Origin of the sequence: Mycobacterium paraffinicum, assembly GCF_001907675.1 — a bacterium.
Classification (GTDB): Bacteria; Actinomycetota; Actinomycetes; order Mycobacteriales; family Mycobacteriaceae; genus Mycobacterium; species Mycobacterium paraffinicum_A.
In genome coordinates this window covers 1-25,705 of record NZ_MPNT01000039.1, presented here as the reverse complement: position 1 = coordinate 25,705, position 25,705 = coordinate 1, and the positions used below count along the sequence as shown (strand labels likewise).

General features: G+C 68.6%; 28 protein-coding genes and 1 pseudogene. 8 read left to right on the top strand and 21 right to left on the bottom strand.

All coding sequences use genetic code 11. The annotated features are described in order from the left end of the window. Window positions 1-84: 84 nt before the first annotated feature. The 3 genes from BRW65_RS26905 to map form a co-directional block, all read right to left on the bottom strand. Window positions 85-645 carry an alpha/beta hydrolase gene (locus tag BRW65_RS26905; protein WP_073879923.1) on the bottom strand — a complete coding sequence of 187 codons (561 nt, stop codon included), beginning with the start codon at window positions 643-645 and terminating at the stop codon, window positions 85-87. Window positions 646-764: 119 nt separating this feature from the next. Continuing rightward, window positions 765-2,276: a cobyric acid synthase gene (locus tag BRW65_RS26900; protein WP_073879921.1), complete on the bottom strand. Its 1,512-nt coding sequence runs from the start codon at window positions 2,274-2,276 to the stop codon at window positions 765-767. A 15-nt stretch (window positions 2,277-2,291) separates the two neighbouring features. Further along, window positions 2,292-3,149, bottom strand: a complete 858-nt coding sequence (gene map, locus BRW65_RS26895; protein ID WP_073879965.1) for a type I methionyl aminopeptidase — start codon at window positions 3,147-3,149, stop codon at window positions 2,292-2,294. Window positions 3,150-3,416: 267 nt separating this feature from the next. Here map and BRW65_RS26890 point away from each other — a divergent pair, with 267 nt between their 5' ends. Then, the gene (locus tag BRW65_RS26890; RefSeq protein ID WP_244168224.1) at window positions 3,417-4,427 is read left to right on the top strand and encodes a zinc-dependent alcohol dehydrogenase family protein; all 1,011 of its coding nucleotides are present in this window, start codon (window positions 3,417-3,419) and stop codon (window positions 4,425-4,427) included. 245 nt (window positions 4,428-4,672) lie between these two features. On the opposite strand, the gene BRW65_RS26885 is transcribed toward BRW65_RS26890, so the two are convergent. From BRW65_RS26885 to dxr, 6 genes are all read right to left on the bottom strand, one after another. After that, entirely contained in the window at window positions 4,673-5,257 is a 585-nt protein-coding gene (locus BRW65_RS26885; RefSeq protein ID WP_073879917.1) for a DUF1707 SHOCT-like domain-containing protein, read from the bottom strand. A gap of 43 nt (window positions 5,258-5,300) precedes the next feature. After that, window positions 5,301-7,127 (bottom strand): penicillin-binding transpeptidase domain-containing protein, encoded by a 1,827-nt coding sequence (locus BRW65_RS26880; RefSeq protein ID WP_073879915.1) that lies wholly within the window; start codon window positions 7,125-7,127, stop codon window positions 5,301-5,303. A gap of 156 nt (window positions 7,128-7,283) precedes the next feature. Continuing rightward, complete coding sequence (locus tag BRW65_RS26875; RefSeq protein ID WP_073879913.1) at window positions 7,284-8,138, bottom strand: GNAT family N-acetyltransferase; 855 nt, start codon at window positions 8,136-8,138, stop codon at window positions 7,284-7,286. A gap of 56 nt (window positions 8,139-8,194) precedes the next feature. Further along, window positions 8,195-9,361, bottom strand: coding sequence for a flavodoxin-dependent (E)-4-hydroxy-3-methylbut-2-enyl-diphosphate synthase (ispG, locus tag BRW65_RS26870; protein ID WP_073879911.1), 1,167 nt, complete (start codon window positions 9,359-9,361; stop codon window positions 8,195-8,197). Between the two features lie 69 nt (window positions 9,362-9,430). Continuing rightward, window positions 9,431-10,654: a M50 family metallopeptidase gene (locus BRW65_RS26865; RefSeq protein ID WP_073879909.1), complete on the bottom strand. Its 1,224-nt coding sequence runs from the start codon at window positions 10,652-10,654 to the stop codon at window positions 9,431-9,433. A gap of 19 nt (window positions 10,655-10,673) precedes the next feature. Next, a complete protein-coding gene (gene dxr, locus BRW65_RS26860; protein ID WP_073879907.1) occupies window positions 10,674-11,879 on the bottom strand; it encodes a 1-deoxy-D-xylulose-5-phosphate reductoisomerase in 1,206 nt (401 codons plus the stop codon). A gap of 78 nt (window positions 11,880-11,957) precedes the next feature. Here dxr and BRW65_RS26855 point away from each other — a divergent pair, with 78 nt between their 5' ends. Then, a complete protein-coding gene (locus BRW65_RS26855) occupies window positions 11,958-12,212 on the top strand; it encodes a DUF2631 domain-containing protein (RefSeq protein ID WP_073879905.1) in 255 nt (84 codons plus the stop codon). Between the two features lie 121 nt (window positions 12,213-12,333). Here the strand turns inward: BRW65_RS26855 and rlmN are convergent, their stop codons facing one another. The 4 genes from rlmN to pyrH all read right to left on the bottom strand — a co-directional run bounded on the left by rlmN (window position 12,334) and on the right by pyrH (window position 15,778). Next, complete coding sequence (gene rlmN / locus BRW65_RS26850; RefSeq protein ID WP_073879903.1) at window positions 12,334-13,428, bottom strand: 23S rRNA (adenine(2503)-C(2))-methyltransferase RlmN; 1,095 nt, start codon at window positions 13,426-13,428, stop codon at window positions 12,334-12,336. 23 nt (window positions 13,429-13,451) lie between these two features. Then, window positions 13,452-14,273 (bottom strand): phosphatidate cytidylyltransferase, encoded by an 822-nt coding sequence (locus BRW65_RS26845; protein WP_432206458.1) that lies wholly within the window; start codon window positions 14,271-14,273, stop codon window positions 13,452-13,454. A gap of 134 nt (window positions 14,274-14,407) precedes the next feature. Beyond that, entirely contained in the window at window positions 14,408-14,965 is a 558-nt protein-coding gene (gene frr / locus BRW65_RS26840; protein ID WP_073879899.1) for a ribosome recycling factor, read from the bottom strand. A gap of 15 nt (window positions 14,966-14,980) precedes the next feature. Continuing rightward, complete coding sequence (gene pyrH / locus BRW65_RS26835; RefSeq protein ID WP_073879897.1) at window positions 14,981-15,778, bottom strand: UMP kinase; 798 nt, start codon at window positions 15,776-15,778, stop codon at window positions 14,981-14,983. 356 nt (window positions 15,779-16,134) lie between these two features. Between pyrH and mbp1 the strand changes: the two genes are divergently transcribed. Together mbp1 and BRW65_RS26825 are read left to right on the top strand one after the other, a co-directional pair. Next, on the top strand, window positions 16,135-16,371 hold the full coding sequence (gene mbp1, locus BRW65_RS26830) for a microaggregate-binding protein 1 (RefSeq protein ID WP_073879895.1): 237 nt from the start codon (window positions 16,135-16,137) through the stop codon (window positions 16,369-16,371). A gap of 216 nt (window positions 16,372-16,587) precedes the next feature. Further along, on the top strand, window positions 16,588-17,310 hold the full coding sequence (locus BRW65_RS26825) for a winged helix-turn-helix domain-containing protein (RefSeq protein ID WP_073879893.1): 723 nt from the start codon (window positions 16,588-16,590) through the stop codon (window positions 17,308-17,310). 28 nt (window positions 17,311-17,338) lie between these two features. On the opposite strand, the gene BRW65_RS26820 is transcribed toward BRW65_RS26825, so the two are convergent. Together BRW65_RS26820 and BRW65_RS26815 are read right to left on the bottom strand one after the other, a co-directional pair. Further along, on the bottom strand, window positions 17,339-18,274 hold the full coding sequence (locus BRW65_RS26820; protein WP_073879891.1) for a lysophospholipid acyltransferase family protein: 936 nt from the start codon (window positions 18,272-18,274) through the stop codon (window positions 17,339-17,341). Window positions 18,275-18,376: 102 nt separating this feature from the next. Beyond that, window positions 18,377-18,931 (bottom strand): MPT63 family protein, encoded by a 555-nt coding sequence (locus BRW65_RS26815; protein WP_073879889.1) that lies wholly within the window; start codon window positions 18,929-18,931, stop codon window positions 18,377-18,379. A gap of 287 nt (window positions 18,932-19,218) precedes the next feature. On the opposite strand from BRW65_RS26815, the gene BRW65_RS31905 reads away from it, so the two are divergent. Together BRW65_RS31905 and BRW65_RS26810 are read left to right on the top strand one after the other, a co-directional pair. Then, entirely contained in the window at window positions 19,219-19,395 is a 177-nt protein-coding gene (locus tag BRW65_RS31905; RefSeq protein ID WP_167374099.1) for a hypothetical protein, read from the top strand. Between the two features lie 50 nt (window positions 19,396-19,445). Beyond that, entirely contained in the window at window positions 19,446-20,285 is an 840-nt protein-coding gene (locus tag BRW65_RS26810; protein WP_073879887.1) for an SDR family oxidoreductase, read from the top strand. 38 nt (window positions 20,286-20,323) lie between these two features. On the opposite strand, the gene BRW65_RS26805 is transcribed toward BRW65_RS26810, so the two are convergent. Then, window positions 20,324-20,605: a DUF2795 domain-containing protein gene (locus tag BRW65_RS26805; RefSeq protein ID WP_208611935.1), complete on the bottom strand. Its 282-nt coding sequence runs from the start codon at window positions 20,603-20,605 to the stop codon at window positions 20,324-20,326. Between the two features lie 129 nt (window positions 20,606-20,734). Next, the gene (locus tag BRW65_RS26800; protein ID WP_073879962.1) at window positions 20,735-21,148 is read right to left on the bottom strand and encodes a ChaB family protein; all 414 of its coding nucleotides are present in this window, start codon (window positions 21,146-21,148) and stop codon (window positions 20,735-20,737) included. 125 nt (window positions 21,149-21,273) lie between these two features. On the opposite strand from BRW65_RS26800, the gene BRW65_RS26795 reads away from it, so the two are divergent. After that, window positions 21,274-21,693: a MarR family winged helix-turn-helix transcriptional regulator gene (locus BRW65_RS26795; protein WP_073879960.1), complete on the top strand. Its 420-nt coding sequence runs from the start codon at window positions 21,274-21,276 to the stop codon at window positions 21,691-21,693. A 7-nt stretch (window positions 21,694-21,700) separates the two neighbouring features. On the opposite strand, the gene BRW65_RS26790 is transcribed toward BRW65_RS26795, so the two are convergent. From BRW65_RS26790 to rpsB, 3 genes are read right to left on the bottom strand one after another with little or no spacing between them, the layout of a single operon-like run. Further along, window positions 21,701-23,101 carry an amidase gene (locus tag BRW65_RS26790; RefSeq protein WP_073879883.1) on the bottom strand — a complete coding sequence of 467 codons (1,401 nt, stop codon included), beginning with the start codon at window positions 23,099-23,101 and terminating at the stop codon, window positions 21,701-21,703. 32 nt (window positions 23,102-23,133) lie between these two features. Beyond that, window positions 23,134-23,949 carry a translation elongation factor Ts gene (gene tsf / locus BRW65_RS26785; RefSeq protein ID WP_068088468.1) on the bottom strand — a complete coding sequence of 272 codons (816 nt, stop codon included), beginning with the start codon at window positions 23,947-23,949 and terminating at the stop codon, window positions 23,134-23,136. A 1-nt stretch (window position 23,950) separates the two neighbouring features. Next, window positions 23,951-24,784: a 30S ribosomal protein S2 gene (gene rpsB, locus BRW65_RS26780; RefSeq protein ID WP_068053021.1), complete on the bottom strand. Its 834-nt coding sequence runs from the start codon at window positions 24,782-24,784 to the stop codon at window positions 23,951-23,953. A gap of 274 nt (window positions 24,785-25,058) precedes the next feature. Here rpsB and BRW65_RS26770 point away from each other — a divergent pair. Further along, a pseudogene (locus BRW65_RS26770) lies at window positions 25,059-25,544 on the top strand (M23 family metallopeptidase); the annotation flags it as partial. Between the two features lie 89 nt (window positions 25,545-25,633). Here BRW65_RS26770 and BRW65_RS32505 read toward each other — a convergent pair. Then, a partial coding sequence (locus tag BRW65_RS32505; protein WP_244168225.1) for a hypothetical protein occupies window positions 25,634-25,705 on the bottom strand: 72 nt, incomplete at its 5' end.

Below are 25,705 nucleotides of genomic sequence, written 5' to 3'. Positions count from 1 at the left end.
TGATCGGTGCCGCCCGCGCTCGACGGTGCGCGGAGCGGCCGGCAAAGCGCTTGTGCGAGTGAGCCTTCGGCGCGCCTGGTCGGCTTACCAGGTACTGGTGCGCAGCACGATCTCGGCGGCCAACTGTGCCGTCGACTCCTGCACCGTGCGCCTCCCCAGGTGCACCACGCGGTATTCCGCGTAGACGTACTGCTGGCTGGCGCGGGCCACCGCGCGCGCCGCCGGAGAACTGACCAGCACGGTGGTGCCGATCTCCACCGGCGGGCAGTGGCCGTCGCGAACCACACCGTCGCGGTCGGCCGCCCGCGGGTGCCCGCGGTCGATCACGACCAGGCCGACGAACCGGCCCAGCTTCGTCGCCGCCAATTCCCAGGCCAGGTCGCCGCCGGCGCGGTCGCCCACCACCACGGCCCAGCCGATTCCCAGCGCGTCGAGGATGCCGATCACCGACTTGGGGGTCAGGCGCGCGTCGAGTCCGATGACAACGGTCCGCAGCGATGCCGTGTGCAGACGTTCGCAGACCGCGTCGTACGCGGCGGGAACGCGTTCCTCGTCCCCCAGGATGACCACCACGACGCCCTGCTCGGGACCAGCCACCGCCACCGGGACGGGGAACCCGTCGAGCGTGGTCATCATTGAGGGCATTAACGCACGCTACAGCGGTTCGGCGTGCGCGCGCGAGGATTTGTCGAATTCCGTGCGCGCCCAACGGGTTTTGCGTCGCCGTAAATTCGATGGTGGTGCGTGCTCATACCGTGAACCCCCTACGGCCGCAACTGGGTTGCGATGTGTGGTCGGCGTGGCCGCGGACCGTCGAGCAGGCCGAGAACCGCGTCGATGTCGAGATGGTCGGCCAGCAGATCGGCGACCGTGTCCAGCTGGGCGTCGCGTCGCGCGGAGACGTCGGTGTGGGCGACGACGAACCCGCCGCGGCCCGCTGCGGCCGCGACGCCGGTGAGCCAGGCGCGGCGGAAGTCGTCGTTGTCGAGCAGGCCATGCCAGTGGGTACCGAAGACCGCGCCCCGCGCGAGGCCGTGCGGTTCGCAGTCGCGCCCGGCCTCCGCGCCGAACCAGCTCGCCTCGGCGCAGCGCGACACCCGGCCGTGATGGATTTCGTAGCCGGCGAGCGGCCGTGGCCAGCGACGCAGAACCTTGGCCTCGCCGAAGGCGATATCCGCGTTCAACAGCCCCAGCCCCGCGACGCTGCCCGCCCCGGACTCCACGGTGTCGTCGATGCGCCGGCACAGCATCTGGAAGCCCCCGCAGATTCCCAGCACCGGCTTGCCGGCCGCGGCGTGCGCGGTGATCGCGTCGGCCAGGCCGCCGTCGCGTAGCCAGGCCAGGTCGGCGACGGTGGATTTGCTCCCGGGAATCACGACCAGGTCGGTGTCGGCCAGGTCGGCGGAGTCGGTGGTCCAGCGCACGACGACGCCCGGTTCGCACGCCAGCGCCTCGACGTCGGTGGAGTTGGAGATCCGGGGCAGCCGGATCGCGGCCACCCGCAGCCACTGGCGCCCGCGCGGCGGCGCCGGGGTGCCGACGATGCGGTGCGCGACCACCGACAACGAGTCCTCGGCGTCCAGCCACAACTCGTCGGAGTACGGCAGCACCCCGTAGGTCGGGCGCCCGGTCATCGCCTGCAGTTGCCGCAGCCCGGGTTCCAGCAGAGCGGGATCGCCGCGGAATTTGTTGACCACGAAGCCGGCGATCAGCTCTTGGTCGTCGGGATCGAGCACGGCGACCGTCCCGAACAGGTGGGCGAGCAGCCCGCCGCGGTCGATGTCACCAACCAGGATCACCGGCAGGTCCGCGGCCCTGGCCAGGCCCATGTTGGCCAAATCCGTGGCACGCAAATTAATTTCGGCTGGCGAGCCAGCGCCTTCGCAGATGACGGCATCGAATTCGTCACGCAGGCCGGATAATTCGTCCGCGACGATCCCCGCGAGGCGGTCGCGATGCTCCACATAGCTTGCCGCCGTGACCGAATCGGCGACCTGGCCCCGGATCACCAGCTGCGACGACCGATCGCTGCCCGGCTTGAGCAGGATCGGATTGAACCGCACGCTGGGCTCCAGCCCCGCCGCCCGCGCCTGCAATGCCTGTGCCCGGCCGATCTCGCCGCCCTCGACGGTGACCACGGAGTTGTTGGACATGTTCTGCGCCTTGAACGGCGCCACCCGAACGCCGCCGCGCGCCAGCAACCGGCACAGGCCCGCGACCACCACCGATTTCCCGGCGTCGGAGCTGGTGCCGGCGACCAGCAGCGCCCCGCTCAAGGGTTCATGGCTCTCTTAAACGGAGGTGAGGATTTCGACGCCGGTGTCGGTCACCAGCAGGGTGTGCTCGAACTGCGCGGTCCACTTGCGGTCCTTGGTGACCACGGTCCACCCGTCGTCCCAGATCTCGTAGTCCAGGCTTCCGAGGTTGATCATCGGTTCGATGGTGAATGTCATGCCCGGCTGCATGATGGTGGTCACCGACGGCTGGTCGTAGTGCAGCACCACCAAGCCGTTGTGGAACGTGGTGCCGATGCCGTGCCCGGTGAAGTCGCGAACCACGTTGTAGCCGAACCGATTCGCGTAGGCCTCGATGACGCGGCCGACGACCGAAAGCGCCCGTCCCGGCTTGACGGCGTTGATCGCGCGCATCGTCGCCTCCCGGGTGCGCTCCACCAGCAGCCGGTGCTCCTCGGAGACGTCGCCGGCGAGGAACGTCGCGTTGGTGTCGCCGTGCACCCCGTCGATGTAGGCCGTGACGTCGATGTTGACGATGTCGCCGTCGGCGATCACCGTCGAGTCGGGGATGCCGTGGCAGATGACCTCGTTGAGCGACGTGCAGCACGACTTCGGGAAGCCCTTGTAGCCCAAGGTCGACGGGTAGGCGCCGTGGTCGATCATGTACTCGTGGGCGATCCGGTCCAGTTCATCGGTCGTCACCCCCGGCGCCACGGCTTTGCCCGCCTCCTGCAGGGCGCCCGCCGCGATCCGGCCGGCGACCCGCATCTTCTCGATCACCTCCGGCGTCTGCACCCACGGCTCGCTGCCCTCGCGCACGCTGGACTTCCAGGCGTATTCCGGGCGGGGGATGCGGCCGGGCACCGGCAGAGTTGGGGACAACTCTCCGGGGGAAAGCGCGGTGCGAGCAGGCATGCCGACCAGCTTAACCGCGTTCGCTTGGCGCAGCTCGGGTGTGTCAGCGGCTTTGAGCGTGAGCGGGCGCCACAGCTCCACGATCGCCGCCGCCAGTGCACACGCAATGCCATCAGCTCACGCGATGAATGGCCTCGGCGGGTTCACCAGACCTTCGCCGAAGTCTCGAAACCAGACCCCGAGAAACCGCGCCGCCGTGGCAGCATTACCGCTAGCGCCAGTATTCGGCCCCTGATCGACCGAAGGAGCGTCAGGACGATGCGAGCGATGCGGTCCCTCGTCGCCGACAGGGTTGGCGAACCGACCGAGGTCCTGAAACTGCAGACCCGCCCGATTCCGGAGCCCGGTCCCGGCCAGGTCCGCGTCCGGGTGTCAGCGGTACCTGTCGAGGCCAGCGATCTGCACACCATCCGCGGCCGGTACGGGTTCACCCCGGAGTTCCCCGCGGTGCCCGGAATCGAATCCGTCGGTGTGATCGACGAACTTGGTGCCGGTGCGGACGGTCTGATCGTCGGACAGCGCGTCATGACGGTCGGAGTGACGGGCACGTGGCAGGAATACGTTGTCGCCGATGCCTCGCGGGTCCTGCCTGTTCCTGCGGGCATGAGCAATTCCACGGCCGCCCAAATTCTCAGTAATCCGCTCACCGCGGTGATCTTGACCGGCGATGAGCTTGATGTTCAACCGGGTGAATGGCTACTTCAGACCGCGGCCGGTTCAATCGTGGGCCGGTCGGTCATCCAACTCGGAGTGCACGTCGGCTTCAAGACGCTCAACGTGGTTCGCCGTCGATCCGCGGTCGGGGAGATCCTCGCGGCCGGGGGCACCGCGGTGATCTGCACCGAGGACGAGGACCTGCGCGAGCGGGTGGCCGAAATAGCGGGCCACGACGGCGTGTCCAAGGCGATCGACTGTGTCAGCGGTCAGGTGGGCGCGGACGTGTCGCGCGCGCTGGCGCCGGGCGGTGAGCTGGTCGTCTACGGCGCGCTGTCCACGCATCGCCAGACCGATCCCGACAAGCTCACCGTGCCGATCTTCGCGCGCTCACTGATCTACGAAACCAAGACAGTTCGGGGGTTCTGGCTGTTCCGCTGGTTGACCGAATCCCCGAAGGATCGGACAGCCGAAACGATCAACCGGACAGTTCAGCTCGCCGACAGCGGCGCGCTGCGCGTGCCGGAGGGCCAGCCCATCCCCGTGGAAAACTTCAGCGAGGCAGTCGATTTGGCCGAGGCTCCCGCTCATGGGGGCAAGCCGCTGCTGGTGTTCGAGCACTAAGACTGTTCCCCGCGATACCAGGATCAACAAGGTTGCTCTGCCGAGCCCCGGTCCGGAATTGGCATTACCGGCAAAACGCTTCGGGTGGGCGAATGATCCATGCGCAGTTCGTCGCCGGGCTGATGAACGTGCGCACATCGCGGCGTCTGAATCTACTGCTTGGAGTGTGAGCGTGGGACGCCACAGCTTCACAATCGCCGCCGCCAGTTCACGCGCAACGCCGCTGGCTCACACGCAAAGCGCGATCAGCCCGAGCGGCGGCGTAGGAGCGAGCGCCGCGGCCCGCGGATGATCAGCGACCCGCACACCACCCGGCCCGTCAACACGACGTGCGGCGTGCCCTCGCCGGGCGCGCCCTTGCGGCGGTCGCTGGCGCTGCCGACGTAGACCTCGACGTCGTCGATCGACGCGCTGGCGCCGTCGGGCAACCGGACCTCCACCGAGCCGAACCGCATGTCGAGCTCGATGATCACCACCGGCCCCGCGAACCGGGCCCGGGTGAGGTCGAGGTGCACCGAGCCGAGCCGGCGCACCAGCGCCAGCCGGGTCGGCACCGTCCACTCGCCGTGGCGCTTGAGCGAGCCGGCCCAGCCACGCAACTCCACCCGGTCGGCGGCGGACGAGACGAACGCGCCCGGCCCGGGCAGGTCACCGACCAGCCCGTCCAGCTCGCTTCGGGTGCGGGCGTAGGACACCTGGGTCGAGCGCTGCTCGAACTCGTCGATGTCGAGCAGGCCGAGCGCGACGGCGTTGTGCAGCCGGCGCATCGTGCCGTTCCGGTCGGCGTCGGAGACCCGTAGCGAAAGCATGTCCCCGCCGGTATCGGTCATGCTCGCAAATTTACCGCTGTTGGGCCCCCCGGGACCGGGCAGTTCAGGCCAGGTAGCCCGGCGGCATGGACTCGAACATGAATTTTGTCATCCGCACCGCCCACTCCGAGCTGCCACCCCCGACGATCAGCGCGGCGAAGGCCAGGTCGCCCCGGTACCCGGCGAACCAGGAGTGCGATCCGCCAGGGAACTCGGCCTCACCGGTCTTCCCGTAGATCTCGCCAAGGCCGTTGATCTCCTTGGCGGTCCCGTTGGTCACCACCAGGCGCATCATCGGCCGCAGCGCGTCGACCATCTTCGGGCTGATCGGGGTGTCTGGGACGTCCGGGCCCTCGACGGTCGTCGGGCGGCCGGCGATCAGCTGCGGCACCGGGGTCTTGCCGGCCGCGACCGTGGCCGCCACCAGCGCCATGCCGAACGGGCTCGCCAGCACCTTGCCCTGGCCGAAGCCGTCCTCGGTGCGCTCGGCTAGGTCCACCGTCGGCGGCACCGACCCGGTCACGGTGGTCAGGCCGTCAACGGTGTAGTCGAGCCCGATGCCGTAGCGGGTGGCCGTTTGAGTCAGGCCACGGGGCGGCATCCTGCTGCTCAGCTCGGCGAACGTGGTGTTGCACGAACTGGCGAACGCGCGGGACATGGGCACCACGCCGAGGTCGAAGCCGCCGTAGTTGGGAATCGTGCGGTGCCCGATGTCGATGTGGCCCGGACAGCCCAACATCGAGTTGGGCGTGGCCATGTCGCGGTCGATGGCCGCGCCCGCCGTGATCATCTTGAACGTCGACCCCGGCGGGAACAGGCCGTTGGTGGCCGGCAGGCCGTCGGCGTCGGCGCCCTTGTTCTGCGCGATCGCGAGGATCTCCCCCGTCGACGGCTTGATCACGACGATCATCGCCTTGCCGCCCTTGTTGTCCACCGCGCGCTGAGCGGCGTTCTGCACGACCCGGTCCAGCGTGATCGACACCGACGGCGCCGGCGACCCCTCGACCTCGTGCAGCACGGCCACGTCGACGTTGTTCTGGTTGACGCTGACCACCCGCCAGCCCGCCTGGCCGTCGAGCTGGTCCATCACGGCCTTCTTCACCTCGCCGATGACGGCCGGCGCGAAATGCGGGTCGGTGGGCAGCATTTCGGGCTGTGGCGTGACGACGATGCCGGGCAGCCGGCCGATCGCGGGAAAGATCTTGTCGTTGTCGGCGGGAAGCAGCGTGACGCCCAGGTCCACCGGGTTGGGTGACGAGCTGGCCCGCTCGGCGAGCAGCTGCGGATCGGTCAACGTGTCGTTGAACGGCCGCAGCACGTCGACGATCGTGTGGGTGGTGAAGCTGAGCGACTGCGGCGTTCCTGCCTGGGTGGCGTCCAGCGTGTAGTGGTAGCGGTAGCCCGGCGCCAGCACGTCGGTGCCGCCGAGCTCGTTGACCGAGGCGCGGCGCGGCGCGTCGGCGCGCAACGCGAACGTCTGGTGCTCGCCCAGTTTGGGGTGCAGGCCGGTGGTGGTCCACCGAACCTCCCAGCGGCCCTCGTCGCGCGCCATCTTCAGCTGGCCGTCGTAGGTCCAGGTCCGGTTCTTGGGCAGGTGCCAGGTGAAGCGGTAGCCGACCGTGCCGGTGTCCTCGGCGTACTTGGCGTTGAGGATCTGCGTGTCGAGGTGACTCGCCTGCAGCCCCGCCCACGCCGCGTTGAGCGCTTCGCGGGCCTCGTTGGGGTTGTCGCTGAGTTGGGCGGCCGTGGCGGTGTCGCCGATCGCCAGGGCGGCGAAGAACTTCTCGGCCGCCGGGCCGGGGCCGTCGGGCCGCGGGGTGCACCCGGACATCGCGACGGCCGCAAGCAGCAATCCGGCCGCCACGATTACCAGTGGGGTTTTTGTGACCATTGGTACAGATGTTATGAAGCGCGGCGGGCGCACCGGCGTCGACACACCGAGACCCGACCGTTATGCACGCATTGGGCCGGCCGCTCCGTGCCGGCTGTGCGGCTAGCCGCACGTTCGATGCCGAGTGTGCGGCCAGCCGCACGCTCGCCCAGGAAGCTAGTCCAGCAGGACCGTCGCGAAGGTGCCCACCTCGGTGAAGCCGACCCGGGCGTACGCGGCGCGGGCGACGGTGTTGAAGCTGTTCACATAGAGGCTGGCGGTGCGCCCGCTGCCGACGATCACCGCGGCCACCGTCGCGGTGCCTGCGGTGCCGAGGCCCAGGCCCCGCCACTCGGGGTGCACCCACACCCCCTGGATCTGGCCCACGCCCGGCGACTGCGAACCCACCTCGGCCTTGAAGACGACCTGGCCGTGCTCGAAGCGGGCCCACGCGCGGCCGGCCGCGATGAGGCTGGCCACCCGGCGCCGGTATCCGCGACCGCCGTCACCGATCCGGGGGTCGACGCCCACCTCGCCGATGAACATGTCCACGGCGGCCACCAGATAGGCGTCCAGCTCGTCCGGCCGGACCTGCCGCACCCCGGCGTCGATGTCGCAGTTGGGATGGCGCGACAGCGCCAGCAGCGGCTGGTGATCGCGCACGTCACGGGCCGGGCCCCACGCCGACTCGAGCCGCTCCCACATCCGCATCACCAGGTCGGCCCGGCCGACCAGGGACGAACAGCGGCGGGTTCCGCTCATCGCCTCGTCGGCGAAGGCGTCCATGTCGGCCGCGGCGCCGCGCAACGGGATCAGGTTGGCGCCGGCGAAGCACAGCGACTCTTCCGCGCCGCGCACGGTCCACAGTTCGCCGCCGATGGAGTTGGGGTCGATGCCGTGGTCGGCCACCCGCGCCGCGACCATGCACGACCCGACGGGATCCTCGTCGAACACCCGCCACACGGCGGCGGCGTCGCGCACCACCGACACCCGTCGCTCGCCGACAAGGCGGAACAGGGGCGGAGCCGACATCTGGCGAACTCTCTGTGCTGCGAACTAAAGGACCGGCAACCGGGAACCGGCCCCCATCAGCTTACGGTCACGATCGGCGAACCGCTGGATGTTGTGTCAGGACCGTGATCGGCACCCATCTCCGAGGCCAACCGCATGGCCTCCTCGATGAGCGTTTCGACGATCTGCGCTTCGGGCACGGTCTTAATCACCTCGCCGCGAACGAAGATCTGCCCCTTGCCATTTCCCGATGCGACGCCCAGGTCGGCCTCGCGGGCCTCGCCGGGACCGTTCACCACGCAGCCCATCACGGCGACCCGCAGCGGGACGTCGAGGCCGTCCAGCCCGGCGGTGACCGCATTGGCCAGGGTGTAGACGTCGACCTGGGCGCGGCCGCAGGACGGGCAGGACACGATCTCCAGCCCGCGCGGCCGCAGGTTCAGCGACTCGAGGATCTGGATGCCGACCTTGACCTCTTCCACCGGCGGCGCGGACAGCGACACCCGGATGGTGTCGCCGATCCCCCGCGACAACAGCGCGCCGAAGGCGACCGCGGACTTGATGGTGCCCTGGAACGCCGGGCCGGCCTCGGTGACGCCGAGGTGCAGCGGGTAGTCGCACTGGGCGGCCAGCTGCTCGTAGGCGGCGACCATCACCACGGGATCGTTGTGCTTGACGCTGATCTTGATGTCGCCGAAGCCGTGCTCCTCGAACAGCGAGGCCTCCCACAGCGCGGACTCGACCAGCGCCTCGGGGGTGGCCTTGCCGTACTTCTCCATGAACCGCTTGTCCAGCGAGCCGGCGTTGACACCGATGCGGATGGGGATGCCGGCCGCGGCCGCGGCCTTGGCGACCTCGCCAACCCGGCCGTCGAATTCCTTGATGTTGCCGGGGTTTACCCGCACCGCGGCGCATCCCGCGTCAATGGCGGCGAAGATGTACTTGGGCTGGAAGTGGATGTCGGCGATCACCGGGATCTGGCTGTGCCGCGCGATCTCGGCCAGCGCGTCGGCGTCCTCCTGACGGGGGCAGGCCACCCGGACGATGTCGCAGCCGGCGGCGGTCAGCTCGGCGATCTGCTGCAGCGTGGTGTTGACGTCGTGGGTTTTGGTGGTGCACATCGACTGCACCGAAATCGGATAGTCGCTGCCCACGCCGACGTCGCGGACCATGAGCTGGCGCGTCTTGCGGCGGGGGGCGAGCGTGGGCGCCGGAGCGTCCGGCATGCCCAGGCCAATCGTCATTTGCGCCACTCCTCCTCATCGCTTCGTTCTGCATCGTCGCCGGCGCGGGTCACTTTTGTAGTTCCTTAGCTATTGGAAGAGCCTGATCGGGTTGACCAGATCAGCGGTCACGGTCAGCAACATGTACCCGACGACGAACACCAGCACCACATAGGTGGCGGGCATCAGCTTGAGGTAGTTCACCGGCGCGGCCGCGACCATGCCGCGCGCCGACCGGACGAGGTTGCGGATCTTCTCGAACACCGCGATGGCGATGTGGCCGCCGTCGAACGGCAGCAGCGGCACCAGGTTGATGGCGCCCAGGATAAGGTTCAGCTGGGCCAGGAAGAACCAGAACGCCACCCAGAGGCCGTGGTCGACGGTGTCGCCGCCGATGATGCTGGCGCCGACCACGCTCATCGGGGTCTGCGGGTCGCGCTGCCCGCCGCCGATCGCGTGCACCAGCGCACCCACCTTGGTCGGGATGGTGACCAGCGCCTTGCCCACTTCGCCGGTCAGGTCCCACGTGAACGCGAGGGTGGCCGGCACCGCGGAGAGCACCCCGTAGTGTGCGGGCGCGAGCTTGACGGCGGCCACGCCGATGGCGCCGACCGTGGCGGGGGCCGCCTGACCGCCCTGCCCGGCGGCCCCGTTGGCCAGGAAACGCTGGGTGGGCGTGACGTCGACGTAGGTGGTGATGGTGTTGCCGCCACGCTCGACGACGACCGGAACGGTGCCGTGCATCTTGCGGACCGCCGCGGCCATGTCCTCGAAGGTGGACACCGGGGTGTCCCCGACCTTGACCACGACGTCGCCGGCACGGATGCCGGCCACCGCGGCCGGACCGGGACCGGTGCAGTCCGCGATCTTTCCGGGGGCGACTTCAGGTGCGACACAAGCGGTTTCACCGATCACCGCCTTGGTCGGCGGGTGCAGGTTCGGCAGCCCCCAGACGAGCGCGATGCCATAGATCAGCACCAGGCAGATCAGGAAGTTCATCGCCGGACCGGCGAACAGCACCGCGACGCGCTTCCAGACGTCCTGCTTGTACATCGCCCGGTCGGTTTCGTCGGGCGCCAACTCCTCGACCGAGGTCATCCCGGCGATGTCGCAGAAGCCGCCCAGCGGCACGGCCTTGAGCCCGTACTCGGTCTCACCGCGCCGGGTCGACCACAGCGTCGGTCCGAACCCGACGAAATAGCGGCGGACCTTCATGCCGGTGGCGCGGGCGACCCACATGTGGCCGCACTCGTGCAGGGCCACCGAGATCAGGATGGCGAGGGCGAACAGCACAATGCCGATAACGAACATCATCTGGACTGCAGGACCTTTCTCACACCACTCCGGAGGCGTTGACGGAGGCCTCGGTGGGCCGTGCGTGTGCGACTCGATCGATTCGGCGCCTAGCCGTCTCCCTAGCCCAGCGCTGCGCGTCTAGTACCTCATCCACGTTAGCGGGTGAAACCGCCCATTGGTCGGCGGCGTGCAGCACGTCCGCGATGGTGTTGACGATGGCCGGGAACCCGACGCGGCCTTGCAGGAACGCCTCGGCGGCCTCTTCGTTGGCCGCGTTGTACACGGCGGTCATGCAGCCGCCCGTCTGGCCGGCATACCGGGCCAGCTCGACGGCGGGGAAAACTTCGCTGTCCAGCGGCTCGAATTCCCAGCTAGAGGCGGTGCTGAAGTCGCAGGAGCCCGCCGCCCCGGGAACCCGGGCCGGCCAGCCCAGGGCCAACGAGATGGGCAGCTTCATGTCCGGGGGGCTGGCCTGGGCGATGGTCGAGCCGTCGACGAAGGTGACCATCGAATGAACAATCGACTGGGGGTGCACGACGACCTCGATGCGGTCGTAGTCGATGCCGAACAGCAGGTGCGTTTCGATGAGCTCGAGACCCTTGTTGACCAGCGACGCCGAGTTCAGGGTGTTCATCGGGCCCATCGACCAGGTCGGGTGGGCGCCGGCCTGTTGCGGGGTGACGCCCTCGAGTTGGGCGGCGGTCCAGCCTCGGAACGGGCCGCCGGAGGCGGTCAGCACCAGCTTGGCGACCTCCTCGGGGGAACCGCCGCGCAGGCACTGCGCCAGCGCGGAGTGTTCGGAGTCGACGGGCACGATCTGACCTGGCCGCGCGGCCTTGAGGACCAGCGGCCCCCCGGCGACCAGGGACTCCTTGTTGGCCAGGGCCAGCCGGGCGCCCGAATCCAGCGCGGCCAGCGTCGGCCGCAGGCCCAGCGCGCCCACCAGCGCGTTGAGGACGACGTCGGCCTCGGTGTCGTGCACCAGGCGGGTCACCGCCTCGGGGCCGCGGTAGGGGACGTCGGCGATCTGGGCCGCGCGTTCGTCGGCGACGGCGACGTTGGTGACGCCGGTCTCGGCGCGCTGCCGCAACAGGGTGTCCAGGTTGGCGCCGCCCGCTGCCAGGCCGACCACCTCGAAGCGGTCGGGATTGGCCGCTATCACCTCCAGCGCCTGCGTGCCGATCGAGCCGGTGCTGCCCAGCACCAGCACGCGCAGGCGGCCCTCCGGTGTCGCGGTTGTCACTCGTTCATTGTGCCCGCTCGGTCGGCGCAACGGGTGTGCCAGAATCTCCCTACCAGCCGATCACGAAAGGGACTCACCGTGGCCAGTACCGAGGTGGAACAGTTCACCGGCGTCGACACCGTCGAGGTGCCGTCGGCGGCGTGGGGTTGGAGCAGGATCAACCACCGCACCTGGCACATCACCGGCCTGGTCATCTTCGGGTTCCTGCTGGCGATGCTGCGCGGAAACCACGTCGGCCACGTCGAGAACTGGTTCCTGATCGGGTTCGCCGCGTTGGTGCTCATCGTCCTGGTCCGCGACCTGTGGGGCCGCCGCCGGGGCTGGATCAGGTAGGGCGCCTACCCGCCTTCGGCGGCCAACTGTCCGCAGGCCCCCGCCAAATCGCCTGCGCTCCAGCTACCCGCCTTCGGCGGCCAACTGTCCGCAGGCCCCCGCCAAATCGCCTGCGCTCCAGCTACCCGCCTTCGGCGGCCAACTGTCCGCAGGCAGCGCTGATCTCGCGGCCGCGCGTATCCCGCACGGTGCACGACACCCCGTGCGCCCGCACCCGCCGGACGAACTCCCGCTCCGCCGCCTTGGGGCTGGCGTCCCACTCGCTGCCCGGGGTCGGGTTGAGCGGGATCAGGTTCACATGCACCAGCGGGCCGAGCGCCCGGTGCAGGCGTTTGCCCAACAGGTCGGCCCGCCACGGCTGGTCGTTGACGTCGCGGATCAGCGCATACTCCACCGAGACCCGGCGGCCGGTGACGTCGGCGTAATACCGGGCCGCGTCGAGCGCCTCGGTGATCTTCCACCGGTTGTTGACCGGCACCAGCGTGTCGCGCAATTCGTCGTCGGGCGCGTGCAACGACAGCGCCAGCGTCACCCCGAGCCGCTCGTCGGCCAGTTTGCGGATGGCCGGGGCCAGGCCGACGGTCGACACCGTGACCGAGCGGGCCGAGATGCCGAAGCCAAGCGGTGGCGCTTCGGTGATACGCCGCACCGCTGCTACCACCCGCGCGTAGTTGGCCAGCGGCTCGCCCATGCCCATGAACACGACGTTGGAGAGCCGATCGCCGAAATCGTCCCGCAGGGCCACCGCGGCGGAGCGGACCTGCTCCAGGATCTCCGCGGTGGACAGGTTGCGAGTCAGTCCCCCCTGCCCGGTCGCACAGAACGGGCAGGCCATGCCGCAGCCGGCCTGCGAGGAGATGCACACGGTGTTGCGCTGCGGGTAGCGCATCAGCACCGACTCGAAGGTCGTCCCGTCGGTGCCGCGCCACAACGTCTTTCGGGTCTGCCCCGCATCGCAGGTGACCTCGGCGGCCGAGGTGAGCAGGCGCGGGAACAACGCGTCAGCGATCCGGTCCCGCACGGCCCCGGGCAGGTCGGTCATCTCGCGTGGCTCGGCGATCAGGCGGCCGTAGTACTGCTGCGCGAGCTGCTTGGCGCGAAACGCCGGCAGGCCGAGCTCGGCGACGGCCGAGGCGCGGCCGTCCGCGTCCAGGTCGGCCAGGTGCCGGGGCGGCTTGCTGGGACGGGGTTCGGTGAAGACGAGTTGTTGGACCATGTCCAGTCCAGTATCGGCCCTTCTCAGGGCACGAGTGTCAGCACCGTCCACGCGGCGACCGCCGACGGCAGCACGCCGTCCAGGCGGTCCATCAGGCCGCCGTGGCCGGGCAGCAGGCGGCCCATGTCCTTGATGCCGAGATCGCGCTTGATCTGCGACTCGACGAGATCGCCAAGTGTGCAGGTGAGCACCAAGATCACGCCCAGCACCGCACCGATCCACGGCGGCTTGCCGGCCAGGAACGTCGCGGTCAAAATCGCCGCGGTGATCCCGAATAAGAGCGAACCGGCGAAACCCTCCCACGACTTCTTCGGGCTGATCGCGGGCACCATCGGGTGCTTGCCGAACAGCACGCCGACGGCGTAGCCGCCCACGTCGGAGGCGACGACGGTGACCATCAGGCAGAACACCCGGCCCGCGCCGTCCTTCGGGTAGACGAGCAAGGCGCCGAAGGAGGCGAACAGCGGCACCCACGCGGCCAGGAACACCGTCGCGGAGGCGTCGCGCAGGTAGTTGGCCGACGGGGACCCGGCGAACGGCTCGGGTCGCCTGCTGTTGTCCTGCATGAACAGGCGCCAGACGTTGCACACCACCACCGTGGCGCCGAAGCCGGCCAGGGCGCCGGCGGCGTGGAACGGCCACGTCAGCCAGATGGTGGCCTGACCGCCGATCAGCAACGGGATCAGCGGGATGACGTATCCGGCCTCGCGCAGCCGTCGTACCACCTCGTGGGTGGCGACGGGGATGGCGACCGCGACGATGGCAACCCAGAAGCGCGGGGCGAACACCAGCGTGACGATGAGCACGCCGCCGATCCCCGCCCCCACCGCGATGGCCGCACGCAGGTCGCGTCCCGCGCGGGAGGTCTTCTTGGCCGGCTGCTGCGCGGTCGTCTTGCCCTCACGCGCCGGCTCGTCGGGCGTGCTGGCTGCGCCGGTGGTTGCCACGGACCTGGGTGAACTTAGCTGCTGAGCGGCCGCTAGACCTCCAGCAGCTCGCTTTCTTTGTGCTTGACCAGGTCTTCGATCTGGGTGACGTACTGGTGCGTGGCCTTGTCCAGGTCCTTCTCGGCGCGGCCGACCTCGTCCTCGCCGGCCTCGCCGTCCTTGCGGATGCGGTGCAACTCCTCCATCGCCTTGCGGCGAATGTTGCGCACCGACACCTTGGCGTCCTCGCCCTTGCCCTTGGCCTGCTTGACCAGCTCGCGGCGACGCTCCTCGGTGAGTTGCGGCACCGCCACCCGGATCAGGGTCCCGTCGTTGGTGGGGTTGACGCCCAGATCCGAGTTGCGGATCGCGGTTTCGATCGCGCCCAGCTGACTGGCTTCGTACGGCTTGATCACCACCAGCCGTGCCTCGGGAACGTTGATGCTGGCCAGCTGCGTGATGGGGGTGGTGGCGCCGTAGTAATCGATGGCGATCCGGGAGAACATGCCCGGATTGGCCCGGCCGGTTCGAATGGTTGACAAGTCGTCACGGGCGACCGCTACGGCCTTCTCCATTTTCTCTTCCGCGTCGAAGAGAGCCTCGTCAATCATCGTTCGCTCTTCCCCTCAGGTGGTGACCAGTGTCCCGATTTTCTCACCGGCGACCGCGCGGGCGATATTCCCATTGGTCAGCAGGTTGAACACCAGGATCGGCATGCCATTGTCCATGCACAGGCTGAACGCGGTGGCATCGGCCACCCTCAGCCCCCGGTCGATGACCTCGCGGTGACTGATCGCGGCGATCAGTTCGGCTTCGGGGTTCACCCTGGGGTCCTCGGTGAACACACCGTCGACCGCCTTGGCCATCAGGACGACGTCCGCGCGGATCTCCAGCGCGCGCTGCGCGGCCGTGGTGTCGGTGGAGAAGTAGGGCAGCCCCATGCCGGCCCCGAAGATCACCACGCGCCCCTTCTCCAGGTGACGGACGGCGCGCAGCGGCAGGTAGGGCTCGGCGACTTGTCCCATGGTGATCGCGGTCTGGACGCGGGTGACGATGCCTTCCTTTTCCAGGAAGTCCTGCAGCGCGAGGCTGTTCATGACCGTGCCGAGCATGCCCATGTAGTCCGAGCGGGTGCGTTCCATGCCGCGCTGCTGCAGTTGCGCGCCCCGAAAGAAGTTGCCGCCGCCGATGACGACGGCTACCTGGACACCGTCGCGAACCACCTCGGCTATCTGGCGGGCCACCCGCGCCACGACGTCGGGATCGAGTCCGACCTGGCCGCCGCCGAACATCTCACCGCCGAGCTTGAGCAGCACCCTGGCGTATTTGGGCCGCGGTCGCGGCTGCCCGGCAGCTGATCCGTTCTCCGCTGCCGATGCCTCCGGCTTCGAGGCCGCGGCTTGGGGCTCCCAGGACTCCGTCATAAGGCTCCTCGCATGAGAGTGCCATCCCGGGGTGACCTCTCCGGAACGGCATTTCACATCCTGCCTCATCGCAGCACAACGCGGCCTCGGCGGGGTGCGTTATCCGCAGAGTTGGCGATTGCGACGGCTTTTCGCGGCTATCGGCCCAGGTGAGCCCGCCGGCGCCGGCGGGTTCACCCCCTCCGGATCGCGGATGTTTGAGCGGTGCCCGACACGGGGAATCCGCACCATCGCGGTGGGGAATTACACGGTCTTGAGAAACAAGGGCCGGCCTTGCCGTATGACCGGACCGGTCGCCTCGGGCGATCGGCAGTGAGCGGGGATCGCTCAGGTACGCCTACGAGGAGGAACTTTCCATGGCGGACAACAACTCGGGACCTGCTGAAGCCGTCAAGGGCGTCGTCGAGGACGTCAAGGGCAAGGCCAAGGAGGCCGTTGGCGCGGTGACGGGTCGGGACGACCTCACCCGCGAGGGCCAGGCGCAGCAGGACAAGGCCGAAGCCCAGCGCGACGCGGCGAAGAAGGAAGCCCAGGCCGAGGCGGCCCGCGGCGGCGCCGACGCGGCTGAGCAGCGGCAGAAGGCCAATCAGTAACTTGCTGGGAGGATGGGTCCGGTCTGTGAAAACGGACCGGGCCCATCGACTTCTCCAGGACAGGACGATCCGATCCCATTAGCTGGGCCGATGCGGCCGCCGCTAATTCAACACAGTTTGCATAGTTTCGCGCGGAACGGGTAATCAGCGCTGCGCTTGCAGACATCTCCCAGAGGTGCCTACGGGCCGAGGTACCCACACGAAGCTTTTCCGGAGATGTCCTTGGACGTACTACTGCTGACCGACGCGGACGACTTCGATCGCGCTCTGCCACCGCTGAATTCGTTCGCTCGTATCATGCGGCGAGCGCCCCTCACCGGTGACGGCCACGGTCCCGCCCCATCCGGCGACGTGGCCATCGTCGACGCTCGTCGGGACCTCGCGGCGGCCCAGACCGCCTGCCGCCGCCTGACGACGGATACTCCGGCCACCGCGGTGGTGGCATTGGTGTCGCGAGCCGACGGCGTGACGGTCGACGGTGAGTGGAACGTCGACGACGTCATGCCGCCCGGCACCGACGCCGACGAGCTACAGGAACGGCTTGGACGGGCGATCGCGCACCGGCGCAGCGCGATCAACGGCAGTCTGAAATTCGGCCCCCTGCTGCTGCACCCGACCAGCCTCACCGGGTCGCTGGAAGGCAAGGACCTGGGTCTAACGCTGACCGAGTTCAGATTGCTGAGTTTCCTTGTGCAGCATGCCGGTCGGCCGTTTACCCGCACCCGGCTGATGCACGAGGCGTGGGGCTACGACTGCAACGGCCGAGTCCGTTCGGTCGATGTTCACGTCCGGCGGCTGCGGGCCAAGCTCGGTTCCCGGTATCAGTCGATGGTCGACACGGTCCGCGGCGTGGGGTACATGGCGGCGACCCCACCGCATCCGGAATGGATCATCAGCGACGAGTCGACGCGAATGATGGGGGCCACGCCGGCGCAGTGAATACCCGTGCGCGCGAAGCCTTTCCCGGTCAGCCGAAGAGTGGAAATGCGCGCTTGCGCGCGAGCGCGTCCATCCCTTCCTGGATGGCGTCCTGGACCTCGCGATACTTGCGGTCGACGTAGGCGTCGTCGTCGGCGCGCTCCGGGTCGTGGTCGAGCTCCACGGCCGGCATGAACCGCGTCCTGATCTTGGCCGGCAGCGGCAGCTGCGGCAGCGCCGCCGGCGCGATCCCCCATGGCAGTGAGACGGCCAACGGGAACACCTTGAGGCGCAGCAGGCGGTCCAGCTGTAGGGCCTTCGACAGCTTGTCGCCGCGGATCAGCACCGGCATCGCGTCGGCGCCGCCGACGGTGGCGATCGGCACGATGGGCACCCCGGCCCGAATCGCCATCTTGACGAAGCCTTTTCGGCCCGCAAGGTTGGCCTGGTCGCGCTCGGTCCAGGGGCGCAGCGAGTCCACTTCCCCGCCCGGCCACAGCGCGACGTCGCGACCTTCGGCCAGCGCGGTGGCGATCGCGTCGGGAGCGGCCGGCAGCACACCCATCGAACGGAAGTACCGGCCGATCACCGGAATCGCCATCAACGCGTCATGCGCCGTGCCGTGCAGGGGGCGATCCTGCCCGAAGCGCCGCCACCACTGCAGACCCACGGTCCAGGCGTCCCAGACGAAGGGAGCGCCGGAGTGAATCCCCACCAGCAGCGCGGGTGGCGCCGGGATGTTCTCCCAGCCGTCGATTTCCATTCGAAACCAGTAGTCCACCAGCACATTCCACAGGTATTTCTGCCGCTGCAAAGTGGTCTCGTCCTGGCCGCTGAGATCCCACCTGCCGGCGCGCTCGGCTACCCAGCCGCTGACTCCGCCGTCCTGGCCGTTGCGCCGCTTCTCCATGGTCGCCCGCGCCTCTTCGGCGTTCAGTTTCGCCTGTTGGCGTACTTCGGCTGGCCTGTGATCCGGATTACTCATGGGTGCGGTGTACCCGATTAACGCGCACACGATTCAACTCGCGCCCCCGAATGCGGAACTCCCCGCGTCGCACGCGACGCGGGGAGATATCTGTAAGCCGGATTAGGTGTGGGCCGGAGCCGGCGGAGCACCCGGTGCCGGGCTGGCGCTCGGGGCGCCCGGCGCCGCGCTGCTCGGCACGTTCGACGTCCACATCAAGATGTCCTGCATCCCGTCGTTGTAGACGACGCCGTTGGGCGGCGCGCCGGTCACGTCGAAGTACAGCGTTCCGGTCGACTCGCTACCCTGCGGGATCGGCGCGGGGTTGAGGCCGTTGGGGACGCCAACCTTGTCGATCACCCGGTAGTTCTGGCCGTTGGGCCCGCGGGCGATGAAGTCGTTGACCATCGGGGTCACGAGCCCACCGTCGGACCGGGCGGTGATGTCCGCCTGGTAGAGCGTTCCCTTGGGCGTGTAGCCCGGGATCGTGACGTTGCTCGGCTGCAGGTTGCTCACCGTGTAGTCGGTAATCAACGGCCCGTCGACGAGCTTCTCGCTGGTGCCGAAGCCCTGAATGTTGGGCGGCGCGGCAGCAGCCGTCGACGCGGCGAAAACGCTTGCCACCGCTATACCCCCGGCAGCGGCAGCTGTCTTAATGGCCCTCTTGGTGACCTTCATTGCTCATTCCTTTCGTGTTGAACAATCGCCCCCCGGAAGGGCAATACGCACACGAACCGCAAATAGCCATTCGCCTTCAGCTCTAAACATGTATAGCCGCTCAAGCGGAATTAGCGCAGGTTAGCTGGCGAAACGCGGTTCGTTTGTTGGACAGCACCTTTCGCATCAGTTTTTAACATCCGTATCGGTTTTCACGACCGCTCACTGACGCAACGGCCAGCGATTAGCCCGCGCTTGGGCGGGTAGTCGGAGCGGGATAAAACCGACGAGGACGAAAGGGGCCGTCCATGGAACGCGGAAGCTCCAAGCACAACCCGCGCGAAGACGACGAACTCAAGCACGAATTGGACGGCACGCTGCGCGGCAACCGGCCCAGTCGCGCCGAGGAGTGGCGCGATCCCGAACCCCCGGCCGACGACGACCCCGACGTCCGCACGGCGGGCCCGGTGACGCGCGACCCCTAAAACCGGCGAGCCGTTTGCTCGCACCAATTTCTCAGGAATAGAGGAAACAAATGAGCTTTGCGCCGCAACAACAATCACCCCCCGGAGTGCAGGCCGAGATGAACCCGGTTCCCGACTGCGGCGAACACAGTTACCGGGGTTCGGGAAAGCTCACGGGTAAAAAGGCGATCATCACCGGCGGCGATAGCGGCATCGGCCGCGCGGTCGCAATCGCTTTCGCCCGGGAGGGCGCCGACGTGCTGATCTCCTACCTCAACGAGGACGACGACGCCCGCGACGTCGCCCGCTACGTGGAGGACGCCGGCCGGAAATGCGTACTGGTGCCCGGCGACCTGTCCGACGCGGCCCACTGCCGCGCCGTCGTGGATCGGGCCGTCGAAGAATTCGGCGGAATCGACATCCTGGTCAACAATGCCGCCTACCAGATGATGCACAAAAGCCTCGACGAAATCACCGACGAGGAATGGGATTACACGTTCCGGCTCAACGTCGGCGCATACTTCCATCTGGCCAAGGCGGCCGTTGTGCACATGAAGCCCGGCGCATCGATCATCGGCAGTTCGTCGGTCAACTCCGATACGCCCAACCCCACCCTGGCGCCCTACGCGGCGACCAAGGCCGCCATCGCCAACTTCTCGGCCAGTCTTGCTCAACTGTTGGGCGAGAACGGCATTCGGGTCAACAGCGTGGCACCGGGCCCGATCTGGACCCCGCTGATTCCCTCCACCATGCCGCCGGACAGCGTCGAATCATTCGGCGAGAACACGCCGCTGGGCCGCGCCGGGCAGCCCGCGGAGCTCGCCCCCGTTTATGTGCTGTTGGCTTCCGACGACGCGAGTTACATCTCCGGCGCGCGGGTGGCCGTGACCGGGGGCCGGCCAATTCTCTAGCGCGACAAATTCTCTAGCGCTACAAAGCGCGCTGCCCGTCAGGAGCCCCGGTTCTCGCCGAGCTCGTCGACGATCGGACTCTGGACCGGGTTGTCCTTGGCGCTCTGGGCGAGGCCGGGCTTGGTGTGGATGCGACGCGCCGCGGCCGCACCGCCGTCCTGGACGTCGCGGTCGTCGGCGATGGTGACCGAGGCGGCGACCTGGGTGGCGTTGTTGTACGTCTCGGGCGGAATGGACCGCAGGGCGCGGACCGTCTCGTGGTCGCAGCCATTGCGATCGGCGGCGTCAAGCAGATCCTGCTTGTTCGCCGGAAAATCCACATCGCTCAGGCATTGACGCAACTGACTGGGGGTAGTGGACGCAACCATGGCTGTCGGGATGCCCGCGAGCCGCGGACCTAAACGGCACCCCCGGGTGCGGTCTCGGTCACATCGGCGCGGCCGCGGTTCTCAGCGGCCGCGAACCCGGCGATTGTGCTTCTTGATCGCGTCCACCAGCTCCGCCTTGCTCATCGTGGACCTTCCCCGGACGTCGAGTCGCCGGGCCAGCTCCAGCAAGTGCTTTTTGCTCGCGTTCGCGTCCACACCCTCGGCGGACTCACCGGAGGCACGCGGTCCCCCACTCTTGGCGCGCTCGTCCGATGGGCCCTTCTCCTCTTTGGGCTCCCAATGGTCGCCGACCTTTTCGAAACTGTGCTTGAGGGCGGAATAGGCCACCCGGTGGGCGCGCTCTTCGCTTCCGTATTCGTCGGCGGCCGCGTCATGCGTCTTGGCGAACGTGCGTTGCGCTTTGGCGTCGGAACGTTGCAACGTGCTCGGCAATTCGTCCTTCTTGGGCTTGCCGCCTTTCGTGGTCTTCGGCATCGAAACCTCCTCCGGGTGCGCGTGACGTGTCACCGCTGGCCGGTTACCCCGTTGACCGGCCGGCAATCCCCTTTTTCGTCGCGAACCTCGCCTGCTGGCCGACCAAATATGTCAAGATGGTTGACATGGTTCAGGCCGAAGACGCCCCGCTTGGTTACCTGCTGTACCGGGTGGCGAGCCTGCTGCGACCGGAGGTTTCCGCGGTGTTGGGCCCGCTGGGTCTGACGCTGCCCGAATTCGTCTGCATGCGCATGCTTTCCATACTGCCGGGGATGTCGAGCGCCGAACTGTCCCGGCAGGCCGGCGTCACACCGCAGGCGATGAACACCGTGCTGCGCAAGCTGGAAGAGATTGGGGCCGTGGCGCGCCCGACGTCGGTGTCCAGCGGCCGGGCGCTGCCCGCCACGCTGACCGGCCAGGGCCGCGCCCTACTCAAACGCGCGGAAGGCGCGGTGCGGACCGCCGATGCCCGCATCCTGGCCAAGCTGACCGAAACTCAGCAGCGCGAGTTCAAAAGGATGCTCGACAAACTCGGCTCCGACTGACCGGCACCTAAGCGGTCTGGATCCGCGCCCAAGGCCGGGCCTCTTCGAGTTCGTGGGCCAGCTCGAGCAGTAGCGCCTCCTGCCCGACATCGGCCGAGACCATCATGCCGACCGGCATGCCTTCGTCGGACTGCGCCAACGGCAACGAGATCGCCGGCTCACCGGTGACGTTCTGCAGCGGGGTGAACGAGACCCAGTCGATCAGTCGCTCGATGACCTGGTGGTAGTCGGTGGGCGCCAGATAGCCGATCCGGGGCGTCTCGTCGGCGAGCGTCGGGGTCAGCACCGCGTCGTAGGTGCCAAAGAATTCGGCTGTGCGCCTGCGGATTCGGCGCAGGCGCATGATCGCCAGAGGCAGTCGGTGCATGTTGCGGGCGGTGTGTCGCTCCAGACCGAGCGTCAGGCTGTCCAGCCGGGTGCGGTCGAACGTCGCGCCGAACATTCGGCGCCCCGTGCGGACCTGGGCCAGCGCCAGGAAGCCCCAATACAGCACGAAGTCGTCGACGAAACTGGCCGGCACCGGAGGTTCGTCAAGGTATTCGACTCGGTGCCCCAGCTCCTCGAGAAGACCGGCCGACTTCAGCGTGAGCTCGCGCACCTGCGGGCTGGCGTCGCGTTGCACTGACCGGGTCAGCACGGCGATTCGCAGCCGCTGCCTGCCGGGTCCGGTGACGTCCCCGATCGGCGCCAGTTTCGGGTTACGCCATATGCGTTCGGCCTCCCGGTAGAACGCCGCGGTATCGCGCACCGAACGGGTCACCACACCGTTGGCGACGATGCCCACCGGCATCCGGCGCAGGTGCGGGTCCAGCGGCAGCCGCCCACGCGAGGGCTTCAGCCCGACGAGGCCGTTGCAGGCGGCAGGGATGCGGATGGATCCGCCGCCGTCGTTGGCGTGGGCGATCGGCACCACGCCGGCGGCGACGAACGCCCCCGAACCCGACGACGATGCGCCGGCGCTGTAGTCGGTGTTCCACGGGTTGCGGACCGGCCCCAACCGGGGGTGCTCGGCCGACGCGCTGAAACCGAACTCCGACAGCTGCGTCTTGCCCACGGGTGCCAGCCCGGTCGCCAAGAACAGCCGGGTGAACTCCCCGTCGGAGGTGGCATTCCACGGCGTCCACGCGTCGGTGCCGTGCATCGTCGGCTGCCCCGCGATGTCGACGTTGTCCTTGAGGAACGTCGGAACGCCGTCAAAGAAACCGTTCGCCACCGGGGCGGCGGTTCGTGCCTGCTGAAAGGCGGCGTAGGCCAGCCCGTTGAGGATCGGGTCGACGGCCTCGGTGCGGGCGATGGCCGCCTCGACGACCTCCGCCCTGCCGACCCAGCCCGCCCGTATCGCGTGGGCGAGGCCGACCGCGTCGAGATCACCGAGGGCATCGTCGCCGAACGCGTGCACGTGTCGCATGGGTCGACGCTAGCCCGCCGCCGCGCCGGGGCTTAGGCCTGGCCCACTTCGAAGCGCACGAACCGGGTTACCGTGACGCCGGCCTCGTCGAGCAGGGCCTTGACGGTCTTCTTGCTGTCGGACACCGACGGCTGCTCAAGCAGCACGGCGTCCTTGAAGAAGCCGTTCAGCCGGCCTTCGACGATCTTGGGCAGGGCCTGCTCAGGCTTGCCCTCCGCCTTGGCCGTTTCCTCGGCGATGCGGCGCTCGCTGGCCACGACGTCCTCGGGAACATCCTCGCGGGACAGGAAGCGCGCCTTGAGAGCGGCGATCTGCAGCGCGACCGAGTGCGCGGCCCCGGAATCCGAGCCCTGGTACTCGACCAGCACACCCACGGCCGGCGGCAGGTCGGCCGCGCGCTTGTGCAGGTAGGCCTCGACGGTGCCGTCGAAATACGCGACGCGACGCAGCTCGAGCTTCTCGCCGATCTTGGCCGACAGGTCGGCGATGGCCTGCTCGACCGTCGTGTCGCCGGCCTTGGCGGCTTTGAGCGCATCGACGTCGGAGGCCTTGGACTGGGCCGCCGCCGCGACGATGTCGTCGGCGAGCTTCTGGAACTCGGCGTTCTTGGCGACGAAGTCGGTCTCCGAGTTCAGCTCGATCAGCGCGCCGCCCTGCGCGGCGACCAGGCCCTCGGCCGTGGCGCGCTCGGCGCGCTTGCCGACGTCCTTGGCGCCCTTGATGCGCAACGCCTCGACGGCCTTGTCGAAGTCGCCGTCGCTCTCGGCCAGCGCGTTCTTGCAGTCGAGCATGCCGGCGCCGGTGAGCTCGCGAAGCTTCTTGACGTCGGCGGCGGTGAAGTTGGCCATGTCAGCCTTCCGTGGGTGTTGATTCGGGTGCGCCCGCAGCGGCGTCGGTGGGGGCGCTGGCAGCGGCGGAGGCCAGCAGTTCCTGCTCCCATTCGGGCAGCGGCTCGGCCGCCTCCACCTCGGGCTTGCCGTCGCCGCGGCCGACCCCGGCCCGGGCCTGCAGGCCCTCGGCGACCGCGGAGGCGATCACCTTGGTCAACAGGGCGGCCGAGCGGATCGCGTCGTCGTTGCCCGGGATGGGGTAGTCGACCTCGTCGGGGTCGCAGTTGGTGTCCAGGATCGCGATGACGGGGATGCCGAGCTTGCGGGCCTCGCCGACGGCGATGTGCTCCTTGTTGGTGTCGACGACCCAGATCGCCGACGGCACCTTGGCCATGTCGCGGATACCGCCGAGGCTGCGCTCCAGCTTGTTCTTCTCCCGGGTCAGCATCAGGATTTCCTTCTTGGTGCGACCCTCAAAGCCGCCGGTCTGCTCCATCGCCTCGAGCTCCTTGAGGCGCTGCAGCCGCTTGTGCACGGTGGAGAAGTTGGTGAGCATGCCGCCCAGCCAGCGCTGGTTCACATAGGGCATGCCGACGCGGGTCGCCTCGGCCGCGACCGATTCCTGCGCCTGCTTCTTGGTGCCGACGAACAGCACGGTGCCGCCGTGGGCGACCGTCTCCTTGACGAACTCGTACGCCTTGTCGATGAAGGTCAGCGTCTGCTGCAGGTCGATGATGTAGATGCCGTTGCGGTCGGTGAAGATGAACCGCTTCATCTTGGGGTTCCAGCGCCGGGTCTGATGCCCGAAGTGAGTGCCGCTGTCCAGCAGCTGCTTCATGGTTACGACGGCCATGGTTGTGCCTTACGTGTGTCGGTTGTCGCCCGGCATCGGGTGAAGCCGGGCCCTGGCGCCTGCTGCGATGCCGGACCTTGCCAGGAAACCCTGGCAAGGACCGCCCGGCACGCGGTGCGAACTCCTAGTGGTGCTCAGAGACGCGGGGCGGACGCGCGAAGTCAGCCCGCGAACGAGCTGCGACCAGCAGTTTACACGGACTCAGCTGGTGGTTTTGCACAGCACCGTGCGCAGCTGAGTGGCGACGACACCGGCGGCGCACTGAACTGAGCCGGTGCGGCGGGTTTGGTGGCTCTTGTCGTGGCTGGCGGTACTCAGCGCGACGCCGGCGGTCGCGGACGACGGTCGGCTGGAATGGCCGCTGCGCCCGCCCCCCTTGGTGGCCCGGGGGTTCGATGCCCCGTCACCGGACTGGAAGCCGGGGCATCGGGGGGTGGACCTGCCCGGCGCCCCTGGTCAACCGGTGTACGCGGCGGGCACCGCCACCGTGGTGTTCGCCGGTCAGTTGGCGGGGCGACCGGTGGTGTCACTGGCCCATCCCGGCGGGCTGCGCACCAGCTACGAGCCGGTCCGGGCGGCCGTGCGGGTGGGTCAGCCGGTGACGGCGCGGACCGTGATCGGCTCGCTGGAGGCCGGGCACGCCGGCTGCCGGGCGGCGGCCTGCCTGCACTGGGGCGCGATGTGGGGCCCGGCGTCCGGCGCCCACTACGTCGATCCGCTGGGCCTGGTGAAATCGACGCCGATCCGGCTCAAACCGTTGCGGGGCTGAGTGCGCGCCGCGTGCGTCCAGGGCGGGCCGCCACGGCGTGTCGCCGCCCGGGCCGCACCCTGAGCGCCGGGTGCGCACGCTCACGCCCGCGGGTGCGCTTGATCGTGCACCGCCCGCAACCGGGAGACGGCGACGTGGGTGTAGAGCTGGGT